Source organism: Yersinia aldovae 670-83 (genome assembly GCF_000834395.1).
GTDB lineage: Bacteria > Pseudomonadota > Gammaproteobacteria > Enterobacterales > Enterobacteriaceae > Yersinia > Yersinia aldovae.
Genome location: NZ_CP009781.1, coordinates 3652709 through 3669509, shown reverse-complemented (window position 1 = coordinate 3669509; position 16801 = coordinate 3652709). Strand labels below are relative to the sequence as shown.

Sequence of the window (16801 nt, the reverse complement as noted above, 5' to 3'; positions counted from 1 at the left end):
ATAACATTAGACCAAGAGGAAAGCCCCTTGGTGCGAATGACAGGAGCCTTTATGAAGCGCGATGTGGTTATCGTTTTAGATTGCGGCGCAACCAACATCCGGGCGATTGCAGTCAATCCTCAAGGTGTCGTGGTGGCCAAAGCCGTTCAGCCAAACCACAGCCAGCCCGATCCGGCCAATCCGCAATGGCAATTGTGGCCGCTGGATGACATTTTGCAGAGTTTTGCCCAGTGCTGCCGCCAACTATTGCCGCAGATCTCTCAATGCAAGATCCACGCGGTGACCGTAACCACTTTTGGCGTGGACGGCGCTTTAGTCGACGCCAGTGGCAACATGCTGTACCCGATTATCAGTTGGAAGTGCCCGCGCACAGTAGCGGTCATGGACGATATTACCCGCTATATGTCTGCCGAAAAACTACAGCAGATATCCGGCATTGGTCAGTTCAGCTTTAACACCTTATACAAGCTAATTTGGCTGCAAGAGAATCGGCCAGATTTAGTCAAGCAGGCCCACGCCTGGCTCTTTATTTCATCATTGATTAACCAGCGCCTCACCGGGGAATTCACCACGGATCGCACGATGGCTGGCACCAGCCAGTTGTTAGATGTGAAACAAGAACAATTCAGTAGTGCTATTTTACAAAAGATAGGTATTCAGGCCGATTTATTCCCTCCGATGGTCGCCGCAGGGGAAATCATCGGCCAGTTGTTACCGGGCATCGCCTCCGACCTGGGGTTACCGGCGGGTTTACCGGTGATTTCAGCCGGTCACGATACTCAATTCGCTTTATTTGGTTCAGGTGCAGATTTAGACCAACCGGTGCTGTCATCCGGCACTTGGGAAATTTTGATGGTGCGCACGCCGAATGTGAATACCACCCTGCTGCCACAATTTGCCGGTTCGACCTGTGAGTTGGATAGTTGCCCGCGGTTATTTAACCCCGGTTTACAGTGGCTAGCCTCTGGCGTGTTGGAGTGGGTCCGCCAACTCTATTGGCACGACGATGCCTGTGCCAATGTTTACCAGCAGATGATTGCCGAAGCGGCCGCTATTGCACCCGGTGCAGAGGGCATGCGCATGGATTGTAACTTGCTGGGAAACTCGCACCATATGTCCGGCGGCTGGCAAGGCGTTTCGCTGTCGAGCCGACGTGGGCACTTTTACCGATCCGCATTAGAAAGTCTGGCCTGGCAATTGAAAGATAACCTGGCGGTGCTGGAGAGGATTGGTGAGTTCCGTACTCGGGAATTGCTGTTGGTCGGTGGTGGCAGCCGCAATGCACTGTGGAACCAGATCAAAGCCGACGTGCTAAATCTGCCCGTCAAAGTCATTGATGAGTCTGAAACAACCGTGCTGGGGGCGGCGCTATTTGCCTGGCACGCAACAGGTTATTACGCCAGTGCTGAAGAGGCCCGCGCACAGGTCAATTATCACTATCAATATTATCAGCCAGGCGACCAACAGCCGCTTTATCAGGCAATTACCGCGATGGCTGCGACTGTATCGCTAAAAGGAGAGTGTCATGCTTAAAACCATCTCGCCACTGTTGTCACCACAACTGCTAAAAACATTGGCAGAAATGGGCCACGGCGATGAAATAATTTTCTCTGATGCCCATTTCCCCGCCCATGCCATTGGTAAAAATGGTGGGCCGCAAGTGATTCATGCCGATGGGCTATCGGTCAGTGCCTTGTTGCAGGCCACCATCCCTTTATTCGAATTAGACAGTTATGCCCCGCCACTGGTGATGATGGCAGCAGTCGATGGCGACACGCTGGATGCTTCAGTGGAGAAACGCTATTTACACGCCCTCTTCGGCACAGAAAAACCCCTGCCGGTAGAGCGTATTGACCGCTATGCCTTTTACCAACGCGCCGAACAAGCATTTGCGATCGTCATCACAGGAGAGACCGCCAAGTATGGCAATATTCTATTAAAGAAGGGGGTGACGCCTGTTTTTTAAATCGATGATCACGTAACCTCACGCCTTTAGCCATGTATTTAGTGCTGGTATTAATCTGGCATAAGATACATGGCATCGCTGATGGAGAAGATCATGAAAGCGTCCCGTCACCAGGAAATCCTGCAACATATCAAACAGCATGAAACGCTGACGACGGCAGACCTGGCTAACTTACTTGCGGTCAGTCAGGAAACTATTCGCCGCGACCTGAATGAACTCCAGACGCAAGGATTGATCATCCGCCAGCACGGGCGAGCCAAAAGCATTAAACGCGCCACTAAAGACAGTGGTGACCCTTTCACCACCCGCCTGAAAAGTCATCTCTCCAGCAAAGCCAGCATTGCTGCACATGCTTTATCTCTGATTGATAGCGGAATGGTGATAGCACTGGATGCCAGTTCCACCTGCTGGTATTTAGCCAAAAAACTGCCGGATATTGATATCACGGTGTTTACCAACAGTGTGCGAATTTGTCAGGAATTGGCAAAACACCAAAATATCGAATTGATCAGTGCCGGGGGGCAGTTACAACGCAAATATGCCTGTTATGTGAATCCGGCTCTTTTTTCGTTACTGAAAACTATCGAAATTGACCTGTTTATCTTCTCATGTGAGGGTATCGATACTGACGGCATTATGTGGGATTCCAACCCATTTAATGCCGAATTCAAGACTATGCTCCTTAAGCGCGCCACACAATCCATTTTGCTGATCGATAAAAGTAAGATGTGCAGAACCGGCGAAGTGAAAATCGGCACACTTGATGATGTTGAACAGGTTATTTCGAATATCGATGCTGAATAACGCCCTACGGCGTAGTCGCCATCAGGCGGGGCAAACAATAGGGCCATAGAAATAGCCGGTACATGTGGTGCCCAATGCGGAAAAAAACTCAATGTTAAGAACACACATTGAGAAATTTAAGCGCACCGCCGAGGCGCTGAACACTGTCATGTAACTGTGTGATATGCAGAATTTAGCGATAAAAAAACAGGCTTATTGCAGCGTTAGATATTGGCAGTCGGCCAGTGTCCCACCATCATCCTGCCAGCACCATCGATAAGTGCGGAAAATGAGATCCACCCTTTATAAACAGGGCGGAGCCATCGCCTCGCACCGACAATCTATAGTAAAATTCTTGTTAAAGTCATATCCCCAAAGAGATTGCAGCGGCAGGTAGGCGGCAAGTAAATGACAAATCGGTCGGAGAGCGGTTTGAACAGCGCTTGTGCTGGCCCGTAGGGTGAGTGAACGCCGCTAACCCCCAGTGGCTTCAAGTTCGAAGGGGAAACAAAAAATATCGGCTTGGTTCCACTAACGATTGTTTCTGTTACCGAACACTTTCGCTAACTGATGTTGAATGTGAGAAAAATATGTCAAACAAACCGTTCCACTATCAGGATCCCTTCCCGTTAAAGGAAGACGATACTGAGTATTACCTTGTCAGTAATAATCATGTTTCGGTCACACAGTTTGAAGGCCACGACATGCTGAAAGTCGAGCCAGAAGCCCTGACTCTCCTCGCCCAACATGCTTTTCACGACGCCTCATTCCTGCTCCGCCCCGCTCACCAAAAGCAAGTTGCGGCCATTTTGGATGACCCACAAGCCAGCGAAAACGATAAATACGTAGCCCTGCAATTCCTGCGCAATTCTGAAATCTCCGCCAAAGGGATTTTACCGACCTGTCAGGATACCGGCACCGCCATTATCGTGGGGAAAAAAGGCCAGCGCGTTTGGACCGGCGCGAATGATGCCGAGGCACTGTCGCGCGGCGTATATAACACGTTCATTGAAGACAACCTGCGCTACTCGCAAAACGCGGCGCTGGATATGTACCAAGAAGTGAACACCGGCACCAACCTGCCAGCGCAAATCGATCTGTACAGTACCGAAGGTGAAGATTACAAATTCTTATTTGTCACCAAAGGCGGTGGTTCGGCGAACAAGACTTACTTGTATCAGGAAACTAAGGCTCTGCTCTCACCGGGGAAATTGAAAGACTATCTGGTTGAGAAAATGCGCACCTTGGGTACGGCTGCCTGCCCGCCATACCATATCGCCTTTGTTATCGGCGGCACCTCGGCTGAAAGCACGCTCAAAACCGTTAAGCTGGCCTCCACCAAGTATTACGATGGTCTGCCAACCGAAGGCAATGAGCACGGGCAAGCTTTCCGTGATATCCAACTGGAGCAAGAACTGCTGGAAGCCGCACAGGATTTGGGTCTGGGCGCACAATTTGGTGGTAAATACTTTGCGCATGATGTGCGGGTGGTGCGTTTGCCGCGTCACGGAGCCTCCTGCCCAGTCGGCATGGGGGTTTCTTGCTCTGCTGACCGGAATATCAAAGGTAAAATTAACCGCAAAGGTATCTGGCTGGAGAAATTGGAGCAAAACCCAGGAAAATATATCCCTGAGCACCTGCGCCATAGCACCGAAGGCAAAGTGGTTAAAATCGATCTTAACCGCCCGATGGCCGATATCTTAAAAGAGCTGTCACAGTATCCGGTATCAACCCGCCTGTCGCTGAGCGGTACTATTATTGTTGGCCGTGATATTGCTCATGCCAAATTAAAAGAGCGGCTGGATAACGGCGAAGGTTTGCCGCAATACATTAAAGATCACCCGATCTACTACGCGGGGCCTGCGAAAACCCCGGAAGGTTATGCTTCTGGTTCACTAGGCCCCACCACCGCTGGGCGCATGGATTCCTACGTTGATCTGCTGCAATCCCACGGCGGCAGTATGATCATGCTGGCAAAAGGCAACCGTAGCCAACAAGTCACTGATGCTTGCCACAAGCACGGCGGCTTCTATCTGGGCAGTATCGGCGGCCCGGCAGCGGTCTTGGCGCAAAACAGCATCAAGAGCCTGGAATGTGTGGAATACCCTGAGCTGGGTATGGAAGCTATTTGGAAGATTGAAGTGGAAGACTTCCCGGCCTTTATCCTGGTGGATGATAAAGGTAATGATTTCTTCCAGCAGATTCAGGCATCAAGATGTAATCGTTGCGGCTAAATAAACTGAGTGAAATCGGCCCTGATGATTGATATCGGGGCTTTTTTTGCGCGCAACGCTGCACATAAGGACAAATGTCACACTCTTGCTCGCAATAAAAATGTGATCATAATCGAAATTTTGTCGTCAATATTATTACCACTCAATGACTCAATTCACTCCGACAGATGCTTCGCTGTCGACTCATCAGTGGTCGCATCATTCTCCACCGCACTCAACAATACATCCAGCAAGCCTGGGAAGCGGGCATCGATATCATCACGCCGCAGTGACAGCAAACTCTCGCGCCCACAAGGGCGTTGCCAGATAACACCACTTTCCCGCAGCACCCGCCAGTGATGGGTCAGCGTGGATTTAGATAAGCCGTGTACCAAAGTACCACAGGCATGTTCTCCCCCCGCTGCCAGCCTGCGTACCACAGCCAACCGTAACGGATTACCTAAAGCCGTCAGCACATTTTCCAGCCGGATCTGCTCACGCTCAGGATGATTTGCAATCATAGTATTCCTATAAATAAGTGACAGGCCAAACTGCCTGATTCGGCTACTGCGACACGCTCTTAGCGCGCGGCAATATAGCCTATTCCCCATGCTGACCCTACAAATAATTCTAGTACTACGCTGCCACCTCAGGCATTACTCGCGGCTATTATTGCACAATTTAAGAACTAATAATTAAATTGTACGTGTATATTCGTACAATTAGAATATACTGATCACGATCATATGAAGGTAAACAGTAACGTAAAACATAAACCAACAACTTCCCGGCAGAGCAGCAAACCGCCCGCCCCGAAATTGCCATTATCTTTTAAGGACTTAATATGGCACGTAAAACTCCTATCGAGCGCTATCGCAACATCGGTATCTCCGCCCATATCGACGCCGGTAAAACCACCACCACTGAGCGTATTTTATTCTACACCGGCGTCAGTCATAAACTGGGGGAGGTGCATGATGGTGGCGCGACAACTGACTGGATGGCGCAGGAGCAGGAACGTGGCATTACCATTACATCGGCTGCCGTGACCTGCTTTTGGCAAGGGATGGACCGAACCTTGCCCGAGCACCGCATTAATATTATCGACACTCCTGGGCACGTAGATTTTACCATTGAGGTAGAACGTTCCATGCGGGTACTTGATGGTGCGGTCATGGTGTATGACGCGGTCGGTGGCGTGCAGCCACAATCGGAAACCGTCTGGCGTCAGGCCAATAAATACCGGGTTCCACGGCTGGCATTCGTCAATAAAATGGACCGTCCGGGCGCTGATTTTTTCCGTGTACGCCAGATGATGATTGATCGTCTGAAAGCCAATCCAGTGCCCATTGTGATTCCCATCGGCAGTGAAGAGCACTTTATTGGCGTGGTCGATTTACGGCTGATGCGTGCCATTATCTGGGATGAAGCCTCTCAGGGCATGACGTTTAGCTATGGGCCAATTCCGGAAAACTTACTGGCAACCGCCAATAAGTGGCGCGAGGAAATGGTCTCCGAGGCGGCTGAAGCCTCTGAAGCGTTGATGACAAAATATCTGGAGACAGGCGACCTGACGGTGGATGAAATCACCCAAGGGCTGCGTATGCGTACCATTGCCGGCGAAATCCAGCCAATGCTGTGCGGCAGTGCCTTTAAGAATAAAGGCGTGCAACGGATGCTTGATGCGGTGGTTGAACTGATGCCATCGCCAGTGGATATTCCGCCGGTCAGTGGCACCGATGAAGATGGCAACGACGTCAGTCGCCGCGCCGATGATAATGAAAAGTTCTCGGCGCTGGCGTTCAAACTGATGACTGACCCTTACGTCGGCCAGCTAACCTTTGTGCGAGTTTATTCCGGCGTACTGAGCAAGGGTGACAGCGTGTACAACCCGATTCGCGGTAAGAAAGAGCGTATTGGTCGCATCGTCCAAATGCACGCCAATAACCGGATAGAAGTGGATGAAATCCGCGCTGGTGATATCGCCGCTTGTGTGGGGTTGAAAGATGTCACCACCGGAGAAACCCTGTGCGACCCGAATGCCGTCATTACCCTGGTGCGCATGGAATTCCCAGAGCCGGTGATTTCGCAGGCGATTGAACCAAAGACCAAAGCCGATCAGGAAAAAATGGGGATCGCGTTGCAACGGTTGGCGTCAGAAGATCCGTCTTTCCGTATTCGTACTGACGAAGAGTCCGGCCAGACCATTATCTCCGGTATGGGTGAGTTGCATCTGGAAATTATTGTTGACCGCATGAAACGTGAGTTCGGTGTCGAAGCTAATATCGGTAAACCGCAGGTGACCTACCGTGAAACTGTGCGCAAAACCGTAACCGACGTTGAAGGTAAATTCGTGCGCCAGTCCGGAGGGAAAGGGCAATATGGTCATGTGGTTTTCACCCTCGAACCACAACCCGCCGGTAGCGGCTTTGCCTTTGTTGATGCGACTAAAGGCGGCGTGGTGCCGCGTGAGTTTATCGGAGCCGTCGAAAAAGGTGTGATCGAAGCCACTAATACTGGTGTACTGGCCGGTTATCCGGTGGTGGATGTGAAAGTCACCTTGACGTTCGGTTCCTATCACGAAGTGGATTCATCGGAATTGGCGTTTAAAATGGCCGCAATTTTTGGTTTTAAAGACGCCGCCAAACGCGCCTCGCCGGTGATTTTGGAGCCGGTGATGAGTGTGGAAGTGGAGACACCAGAAGAGTACGCCGGTAACGTGATGGGTGACCTTTCCTCTCGTCGTGGCCTGGTACAAGGCATGGAAGAGATGATTGGCGGCGGGAAGATTATCCATGCCGAAGTGCCGTTATCCGAAATGTTTGGCTACTCCACCGTGCTACGTTCCATGTCACAAGGGCGTGCAACTTACACCATGGAGTTCAAACACTATGCCGAAGCGCCACGTAATATCGCCGATGCCATTATTGCCGCGCGGAGTACCAAAGGCTAAAGCTGAGTAAAGGTTGAATCGCAGTAAACTATAACGCCGCAGGCCATTTTAACCTGCGGCGTTTTATTGTGATGAAAAGCAATCAAATCCTCGCCGTCGCAAGGTACTTTTTCATCTCTTCGCCAGGAACCATACCGCCGCCGGTTGCCCACACCAGATGGGTCGCATTGTGCATTTTTTCCGCGCTAAGATGCTGATTACGCAAATAGTCAGAACTCATACTCACCCGTGCAGGGCCTGGCATCCCAGCCAGTGCAGAAGGTTCCAATTGAATGCCCTCATCGCGATTTAACAAGCCCAGCAGGTCATACATTTCAGCATCACTTAAAGTATAAAAACCGTCGAGTAAGTGTTCCATCGCACGGCCAACAAACCCTGATGCCTGACCTACCGCTAAACCATCTGCGGCGGTTATGTTGTCGATACCGATATCCTGCACAGAAATACCATCGTGCAAACCGGTGTACACCCCCAATAACATGCACGGTGAATGGGTTGGCTCGGCAAAAATACAGTGTACATGGTCACCCAATGCCAGTTTCAGGCCGAACGCTACACCACCGGGGCCGCCACCCACGCCACAAGGTAGATAGACAAACAGCGGGTGATTTTCATTCACCACAATCTGCTGTTCGGCAAGCTGCCTCTTCAACCGGTTGCCCGCCACCGAATAGCCAAGGAACAGGGTTTGCGAGTTCTCATCATCAATAAAGAAACAATTCGGGTCAGATTCGGCCTCTTTACGCCCTTGCGCTACCGCCACGCCATAGTCCTGTGCATACTCAACCACGTTTACCCCATGCTCACGGAGTTTCTGTTTTTTCCATTCGCGCGCATCGGCAGACATATGCACACTGACGCGAAATCCCAGCTTGGCACTGATGATGCCAATCGACATGCCCAAGTTACCAGTCGATCCCACCGCAATGCGATATTGGCTGAAGAATTGGCGGAAATCATCCGAGAACAATTTACTGTAATCATCGGTTTCAACTAATAAACCGGCATGTAACGCCAGCTTTTCAGCATGGGTTAACACTTCATAAATACCGCCGCGCGCTTTAATCGAACCAGAGATAGGTAAATGGCTGTCTTTCTTCAATAAGAGCTGACCGTGGATCTCAACACCGTATCGCTGTTGCAGCGTATTCTTCATGGTGGGAATGGCTACAATGTCAGATTCAATAATACCATTGGTCTTTTGTGTTTCAGGGAATGCCAGACACAAATAAGGCGCAAATCGTTGCAATCGTGCCTCGGCATCCGCGACATCGTACTCGGTTAATCCAACATACGGCAGCCCCTGCTCTAGTGTGGTAGCAAGCGGGTTAAACCAGGTCACCGTCTCTAAATTGATAAGCTTTTTGACCAAAGGGAAGCCGGCAACTAATTTATCAATGTCAGTGCTGTTCATAAAATGTCTCTTTTCGATCATATGATGTAAGGAAGCAGGAAAGTGATACCCGATGCGATAACGGCTGCGGTGGTATCATATTTAACAGACTCATTCAGTGTCATACCACCGTATTGTTTACCCGCCAGCATAACGAGTCAGTGACAATGGTGAAACCAATAACTCCGGAACTAATCGATTTATGAGCTGATATGTGGATACGTCGTTAATATCGGTGCCGCAAATTATTATCGTATCCATCATGGTGACAGTGGCAGAACCCACAGCCATATATAGAATCTACCACTCAATTCAGCAGAGTCGGGTTACTGACAAACACCAATATTGAATAAAGCGTAGTACCTTTCCTCTATTAATTTCTAACGAGTGGCATAAATAGGCATCTTCATACTTAACCATTTTCTAAGTTGTTATTTTAATAAGTTGGCGAATATATTAACTACGTTTGTAAAGTAGCCTGACATTATCATCAGTAAGAATAAAACATTGAAGCGGAAAATATATCCGAGGTCGGCACTGATGCTGAAGATGCCGTCTAATAAATCATATTTATCATTACTTATATATGATAAATAAAAGAAAAAATGCTGATCCTAGCTAGAGAGGTCTCCCACACCTTTAAGTGAGAACTTTCCTACAACGATGGACACAAATTCCCATGCTTTACCTAAGGTTATTTAGTTACTATCCCTTTCACGGCTTAACATAATAAATACTCATTAAATTGAATGTATCGTATTTAGACTAATACGCAATAATTCTCTCTATTGAATTATCTCACCCCAAAAAAAGCCTGAATAATAATGCATCAATTGAGAATGCATGAAAGCTAATGACTTTATAAAATAAAATTGGAATTTACCTCTATGAATAAAAACATCAGGAAAACTTACCTTAGCGTAGCTATTTCATCCATTATTTACACCTCAAGCTCGATAAGTGCCAATGCAGTGCCCTGTGTCGGATATGTGGTTACCGGCATTTGTGAACAAACAAAATCTGGCGAAGGTGAATTTCACAGTATTTCATTAGGTGATGGCGTAATTGTTGGCACTGAAGATAATCATTTTATATTTAATGGCGAAGGATATAAATTATATTATCCTCACGATCATTTCTCCGCAGCAATCGCCTTAGGTACTATCCGTTATACCGAAGTGAATAACAGTACTTTTACCATAACCGGCACCCATTATCAGGGCGGCCCAACTTATGAAGGTCGTGCAGAAAATACTACGTTAAACAATAGCCTGATGTGGGTTATGACCTCGGCTGACCAGACGATAGCCAAAGGCAATTCAGCAATAATTGTTTCTACCCAGTTTGCTATGAATGGCTCAACTTATACTGAGACGAAAGAAGACGACAGCATTGAATTTGATCCCTACATCACCAATAGCCGCTATCAAGATACCTCTTATGAAATGCTGTGGGGTATGAAAAAAGAGGCCAAAAACTGGGATACCAAAGCCACATCCTATGACTCAGAATTTGTTGACTCCAGCCGACAGATCGTTGCGGCTAGTGGCCATAGTGTTGATGCGAAATTTTACGACAAAGCTAATCAACGTATTTATGATACTGGCCTTGTCAGCGCTGCAACCTTTAATGGCACTGCTTATCAGAATATCTATTCCGGCGGTGAATCACATGACACCACCTTACTTGATAAGGCCTATTCTTGGGTGCGCGCCGGAGCAAAACTAACCGGCCTGACGCAGGTAAACAATGCAGCTACAGTCTATCTTGATAGTGCGGCAACCACTGGTGCATATGCTGAAAATGTGGTTCTTAATGGCGAAAATACCAGTTTGATGGTGCGCTACAATGCGGCAACCGATGCCGCCGCAACGGTTGATAATCTGGCGTTGAATGGCGGCAGAGTGGTTTTCCAGTCAGGAACGGGGGTGAACTATACCTCGTTGAATATCGGCAACCTTTCCGGTTCTGGCGCTTTCCAGTTCAATACGTCTATCGCAGAAGGTAAAGGCAACTTTGTCACTATCGCTAATGGCAGCGGCTCACATAAAGTCATCGTAAACGACTCAGGTAGTGAGATAACCGCACCGGATACGACAACGCTAGATCTTATCCACGATCTCAGCGGTGATGCGACATTCTCACTGGCTTCACTCTCAGGTGCTAACATCACCGAAGTGGATGGTGGTACTTATGTATATAGCTTGAATAAATGGGATAACACCACACGGGCAGGGGGCAATCTATGGTATTTAGGCAGTGATCTGAATACCGGTGTCGCGCCTGCACCTCCTGCACCTGAGCCAACGCCTGAACCAACGCCTGTGCCACCAGCTCCTGAGCCAGAACCAGAACCAGAACCAGAGCCTCAACAACCGAATCCTACCCAGCCTCCAGCCGCCAAAACAACGCCATCAACGGATGCGGTATTAAGTATGGCTTCATCCAACCAATTTATTTTCGATGGTGAATTACAAAACCTGCGCCTGCGTAAAGGTGACCTTAACCGCAGTAAAGGCGATAACGGCGGTGTTTGGGGCCGCTATTTAACCAATAATAGTCGTATTAATACCGCACACGATGCTGCTTACCGCTTGCAGCAGAATGGCGTTGAAATCGGTGCTGATAAAGTATTGGGGCTTTCTTCCGGCCAACTGGTATTAGGTGGTTTTACTTCTTATAGCAATAACCGAGTGAAACATGCTCGTGGTGGCAATAGTACCGTCGACAGTTATAGCCTGGGTGCTTATGGCAGTTATTTCGATAACACGGGTTATTATATTGATGCGGTACTTAAAGCGAACCGTTTCAATAACTCTCTGAATGCAAATATGACCAATGGTAGCCAGGTCAAAAGCGATTATAACCAGAATGCAGTAGGTGGATCGCTGGAAGCGGGCTACCACTACAGACTGTCTGAGAATTGGTTTGTCGAACCTTATATCCGAACCAGCTATTTTACTGCACAAGGCAAAGATATTGTGCTGAATAATGGCATGAAAGCAGCTCTTGATAATAATCGTTCAGCTAAAGGTGAAATAGGGACTCAAATAGGGACAGAATTTGACCTGAAAAATGGCGCTATCATTCGGCCTTACGCCAAAGTTGCGGTTGAAAGAGAATTCATTAAGTCAAACAACGTCACTATCAACCAGGTTAATGATTTTAATAATAATCTCTCTGGCAATACCGGAAAATATGGTTTGGGAGTCGACCTCAATTTGACCAGACAAGCGTCAATTTATGCGGAAGCCAACTACCGTAAAGGGAGCTACGTTGAGTCCCCCATCATGGCTAACATAGGTTTCCGGGTTAATTTCTAACATACTTAGCAATAATGGGTTTCTCGCAGTATTTGATCGTAAATGCTGCGGAAACTTTTTATTCCCCTCATTGTGAACTCACCCTAAATAAATCCTAGAACATCCTTAAAAAATACAGAATATTCTTGTAACCCTCTGGAAGTGAATACTTTTTTTTAAAAGTTATTGCTTAAAAATAAGACATAACGTTATTCTCATAGATACATATAACAAAAATGTAATAGAAATCCAGATAGGAGAAGTCTGCATGGATCGTCGTACCCTTTTAAAATCGTCAGGTTTGCTGCTGGGTGGGTTAACGTTAAATAGCCTTATTCCTAGCGCGCAGGCAAATAGCGAAAAAATAAAACACCCCGTACCAGTGCCTGGCGAGCTGCGGCCACTGCTGTTAAATTTTAATGAGAATTCACTGGGAATGTCGCCTAAAGCACATCAGGCTATTATCACGGTACTACCGACAGCATTTCGTTACCCGGATGCCGCCCGTGAGCAATTAATTGAAAATATCGCCACAGAATATCAACTAAAAACTGAAAATATTTCATTGGGAAATGGTTCATCTGAAACTATTCAAGCGATAATTCAAGCCATCATCCGCCAGGCCGAACAGGATAAGACGCCAATCCAGCTAGTAGTGCCAGACCCAACCTTTAATTATGCCGAGTTGTATGCCAAACCTTTCGCTATCCCGATTGAGAAAGTCGTTCTGACCAAAGAAATGGCCTTTGATCTGCCCGTTATGCAGAAAAAAGTAGCAGATTTCAAGGGCCGCTCGATTGTCTATCTATGCAATCCCAATAACCCGACTGCCACCATCACCCCAGCGAATCTGATTGAAGCCTGGGTTAAAAATGCCTCACCGGATACGTTGTTTATTATTGACGAAGCTTATGCAGAATTTGTCAGTGATCCCGCGTTTCGCAGTGCTATCGGGCTGGTACAGGCCGGTCATAAGAACCTAGTCGTGACACGGACATTCTCAAAAATATTTGCGCTGGCAGGTTTAAGAATAGGTTATGGCGTCGCACACCCAGAACTGATTGCTGCTGTTGAGAACTTCGTTTCGTTAGATAACACCAATACAGCCGGTGCTGTCGCGGCATTAGCCTCATTGCAGGATAAGCCTTTCGTGCAATACAGCCGCCAGTCTGCTGATCAGGCCCGCCGTATTGTTACGACCGCGTTGGATGAACTTAAATTGATTTATGTACCATCGCAGGCAAACTTTGTCTTCCATCAGGTAAATGGCGATGTCAAAACCTATCAAAACCGGATGAAGCAATATCATATATTTGTCGGGCGTGAATTTCCCCCCGCCGTAGGTTGGAATCGCCTAACGTTAGGAACGCCGGAAGAAATGATGGCATTTGTTACGGTGTTAAAAATGTTCCGCACCAAAGGCTGGGTGTAATCCTCGCGAAACAATCGCGGGGGATAACCTCCGCTATTGTTACTCTGATTGGCCCTACCCGTCTTTTATAAAAATAACAGGAGTAAAAATGAAGAAATTATCGCTGGGAATAATGGTATTGGCTTTAATCAGTAGCCAGCAAGTATTGGCAAAAAATTGGCAGGAAATTAAGCAAAGTGGGGAATTACGCATTGGCGTGCCTGGTGATTATGCTCCGCTGGCATTTCACGATAAGCAAGGTAAGTTAATTGGCTACGATGTGGATATGGCAAAATCACTGGCTGATAACCTGAATCTTAAGGTTAATTTTGTCATGACCAGTTGGCCAACACTTTCCGAGGATTTGGCGGCAGATAAATTTGATATCGCGATGGGCGGTGTAACGGCAACACCGGGACGCGCAGCACAATTTGTCTTATCCAACGCCGTAGTGAAAAACGGTAAAATTGCTCTCGCCAATTGCCAGCAATCCCAGAAATTCCCAACGTTGGAGGCTATTGATCGCAAATCCGTTAAAGTCATCGTCAATCCGGGCGGCACCAATCAATCGTTTGTTGATGCCAATATCAAGCAAGCGCAGATTATCCGAACCAAAGATAATGTAGCTAACTTGCAAGGCGTGCGGGATAAGAGCGCTGATATTATGTTCACCGACTTGATCGAAGGGGATTATTATCAAAGCAAAGAACCGGGCGTATTTTGTGTAGCGACAGCCGAAGTATTACCCGGTACTGGCAGTTATAAAGTTTATATGATGGCTAAAGATAATAAGCAGCTGCTAAATGAAGTTAATCAATGGCTGAGCGGTCAGACAAAATCCACATTGGCACATAAATGGAACATCTCAGAATAAACGAATAATAAATTGTTATCTCTTGATAGTAAAAGACGACCGTTGATGACGAGAGTCTTTTGCTAATAAAGACTTAAGCTGTCAACCCACCATCCAATACCAGTGTTTGGCCCGTCATATAGCGGCTATCATTACCAATCATAAAGGCACTGACGCGCGCGACTTCCTGTGCATTCCCCAAACGCCGCAGTGGGATCTGTTTGCGTAGCCCTTTTAGAGCTTCCGCAGGCATCGCGCGAGTCATATCACTGTCGATCACCCCCGGCAGCAGGCAGTTTACCCGAATACCAAAGCGCCCCATTTCCAGTGCCAGCGAGCGACCAAGGCCAATCATCGCAGCTTTACTGGCAGCATAAGCGCTCTGCCCGACGTTACCCTTAATGGCCGTAACCGACGACATCAATAGCACCGCCCCCTCGCCCTGTATCATCATTTGAGGTAATAGATGTTTATTCCAATAAAAAACCGCATTCAAATTGGTATCCAACACATTACGCCAGTTATCACCATCTTGCTGAATATGCAGGCCATCGCCAGTGATACCCGCATTATGGATGACGGCACCGGGTGGCCCGTACTTTTCCAGTAACTGCGGGGCCAATGCATCGACATCACTCTGATTGCTGCCATCACAACGATAACTTTTCACCCAGCCAGCCAGCCCTTCACAGTGACTTATCACATCACGACTTTGCTGCTCATCATTGCGCCAGGTAAAAATAACATTCCACTCGTTAGCCAGCTCCTCAACCAAGGCTCGTCCAATACCGCGACTGCCTCCGGTAATTAACACCCATTGCCTGCTCATAATATTATTTCTTCTGTTCTGCTAACTTCTGGCAAAGTTCGCCTAAAGTCATGTTGGGATTTTCCATAAACATCTCGGCATTCAATGTGGCAGCAAACTCACGTTTAGCCAGCACCATCAATTCGACATAATCCAGGCTATCCAGTTTTAGTTGATGCAGTGACATCTCAGGCGACAGCACTGACATTTCCAGATCTTTAGCGTCACACAACATTTCGCAAACGGTGTCATAAACCTGTTGATACTTTTCCATGATGAACTCCTGTTAATGCGCGGCTAATGGCCACGTTTTTAATGTTACAGCGGTGGTGATTAAAGGCCCGGCATCTGAACGGGCCTGAATAGCCGAACGCAATACCCATCCATCATATTGATTTCCCACGATTAACGTCGGTTCAATGGCATAGTGCAGGGCGCTACGGACAAATAAATGTGGGTTATTGATACTCATAAAGTCCGCGCTGAACTGCACGTCATGGTGGGTCTGAATGACCGGGACGTGGCGGAAGATGTCAATCAAGGTATCGGCCTGAATACCCGATAAAATTTGTTTAGCCGCTACCAGCGTTTGCGGGGCGGCAATTAACAATTTAAACAGCAACGCATCGAAGAACCCCCAACACTCGGCAGGTGATGTGGCATCGCCCGGAAACTGCTGGCTAAATTGATGTACTTCGCTGCCGGCAAGCGAAGCCCACGATCCGCATTTAGTCAGTGTTAACGGGGAGGTGCTGCGCAATTTGCTGCTAAAGCAGTTCTCACCACTGCCGCTATTAATCAGGTTACCGCTAACCTGCGCGTTCGCCAGACTCAGTTGCAACTGATAAGCGCTATCGCACAACACCGGTTGGCGCAGACGGGCGTTAAAACGCAAAAAATCAGCGCGGGGCGATAGCGGCAATAGCGCGCGGCTAAGTTGGTACTTAAGATCCAGCATCGCCCGCATTCCATGCACTGTAAGTTGTTGTTGCCCCAGAAGTTGTGCATGTTTAAGATCAAAGTGGATCGGATTATGATCACCAGAAAATTCAGCCCAGCGTTCCGCATCACTGCGACTGTAGTTATAGCTAAACGTCGTGTTGTCGTTGGCTATCATAC

General features: G+C 47.9%; 13 protein-coding genes. 8 read left to right on the top strand and 5 right to left on the bottom strand.

All coding sequences use genetic code 11. The features are described 5' to 3' along the window. The first annotated feature begins 51 nt into the window (after positions 1 to 51). The 4 genes from fucK (at position 52) to fumA (ending at position 4983) form a co-directional block, all read left to right on the top strand. A complete protein-coding gene (fucK, locus tag AT01_RS16445; RefSeq protein WP_042547911.1) occupies positions 52 to 1533 on the top strand; it encodes an L-fuculokinase in 1482 nt (493 codons plus the stop codon). Continuing rightward, positions 1526 to 1966 carry an L-fucose mutarotase gene (gene fucU / locus AT01_RS16440; protein ID WP_042547910.1) on the top strand — a complete coding sequence of 147 codons (441 nt, stop codon included), beginning with the start codon at positions 1526 to 1528 and terminating at the stop codon, positions 1964 to 1966. Before fucK ends, fucU begins: the two co-directional genes overlap by 8 nt. A gap of 93 nt (positions 1967 to 2059) precedes the next feature. Continuing rightward, entirely contained in the window at positions 2060 to 2770 is a 711-nt protein-coding gene (fucR, locus tag AT01_RS16435) for an L-fucose operon activator (RefSeq protein WP_042547909.1), read from the top strand. A gap of 569 nt (positions 2771 to 3339) precedes the next feature. Further along, positions 3340 to 4983: a class I fumarate hydratase FumA gene (fumA, locus tag AT01_RS16430; RefSeq protein WP_042547908.1), complete on the top strand. Its 1644-nt coding sequence runs from the start codon at positions 3340 to 3342 to the stop codon at positions 4981 to 4983. Between the two features lie 155 nt (positions 4984 to 5138). On the opposite strand, the gene AT01_RS16425 is transcribed toward fumA, so the two are convergent. Continuing rightward, a complete protein-coding gene (locus tag AT01_RS16425; protein ID WP_042547907.1) occupies positions 5139 to 5483 on the bottom strand; it encodes an ArsR/SmtB family transcription factor in 345 nt (114 codons plus the stop codon). A gap of 323 nt (positions 5484 to 5806) precedes the next feature. Between AT01_RS16425 and fusA the strand changes: the two genes are divergently transcribed. Continuing rightward, a complete protein-coding gene (fusA, locus tag AT01_RS16420; protein WP_042547906.1) occupies positions 5807 to 7915 on the top strand; it encodes an elongation factor G in 2109 nt (702 codons plus the stop codon). An 82-nt stretch (positions 7916 to 7997) separates the two neighbouring features. On the opposite strand, the gene AT01_RS16415 is transcribed toward fusA, so the two are convergent. After that, complete coding sequence (locus AT01_RS16415) at positions 7998 to 9329, bottom strand: D-serine ammonia-lyase (protein WP_042547905.1); 1332 nt, start codon at positions 9327 to 9329, stop codon at positions 7998 to 8000. An 866-nt stretch (positions 9330 to 10195) separates the two neighbouring features. Between AT01_RS16415 and AT01_RS16410 the strand changes: the two genes are divergently transcribed. The 3 genes from AT01_RS16410 (at position 10196) to AT01_RS16400 (ending at position 14895) form a co-directional block, all read left to right on the top strand. Further along, positions 10196 to 12631, top strand: a complete 2436-nt coding sequence (locus tag AT01_RS16410) for an autotransporter outer membrane beta-barrel domain-containing protein (protein WP_042547904.1) — start codon at positions 10196 to 10198, stop codon at positions 12629 to 12631. A gap of 247 nt (positions 12632 to 12878) precedes the next feature. Beyond that, positions 12879 to 14042, top strand: coding sequence for a pyridoxal phosphate-dependent aminotransferase (locus tag AT01_RS16405; protein ID WP_042547903.1), 1164 nt, complete (start codon positions 12879 to 12881; stop codon positions 14040 to 14042). Positions 14043 to 14130: 88 nt separating this feature from the next. Continuing rightward, positions 14131 to 14895 carry a transporter substrate-binding domain-containing protein gene (locus AT01_RS16400; protein WP_042547902.1) on the top strand — a complete coding sequence of 255 codons (765 nt, stop codon included), beginning with the start codon at positions 14131 to 14133 and terminating at the stop codon, positions 14893 to 14895. A gap of 73 nt (positions 14896 to 14968) precedes the next feature. Here the strand turns inward: AT01_RS16400 and AT01_RS16395 are convergent, their stop codons facing one another. Genes AT01_RS16395 through AT01_RS16385 form a run of 3 tightly spaced genes read right to left on the bottom strand, consistent with a single transcriptional unit; the run spans position 14969 to position 16799 of the window. After that, the gene (locus AT01_RS16395; RefSeq protein WP_042547901.1) at positions 14969 to 15703 is read right to left on the bottom strand and encodes an SDR family NAD(P)-dependent oxidoreductase; all 735 of its coding nucleotides are present in this window, start codon (positions 15701 to 15703) and stop codon (positions 14969 to 14971) included. Positions 15704 to 15707: 4 nt separating this feature from the next. Further along, positions 15708 to 15956 carry an acyl carrier protein gene (locus AT01_RS16390; RefSeq protein WP_004701204.1) on the bottom strand — a complete coding sequence of 83 codons (249 nt, stop codon included), beginning with the start codon at positions 15954 to 15956 and terminating at the stop codon, positions 15708 to 15710. A 12-nt stretch (positions 15957 to 15968) separates the two neighbouring features. After that, positions 15969 to 16799, bottom strand: coding sequence for a MaoC/PaaZ C-terminal domain-containing protein (locus AT01_RS16385; protein WP_042547900.1), 831 nt, complete (start codon positions 16797 to 16799; stop codon positions 15969 to 15971). Positions 16800 to 16801: the final 2 nt, after the last annotated feature.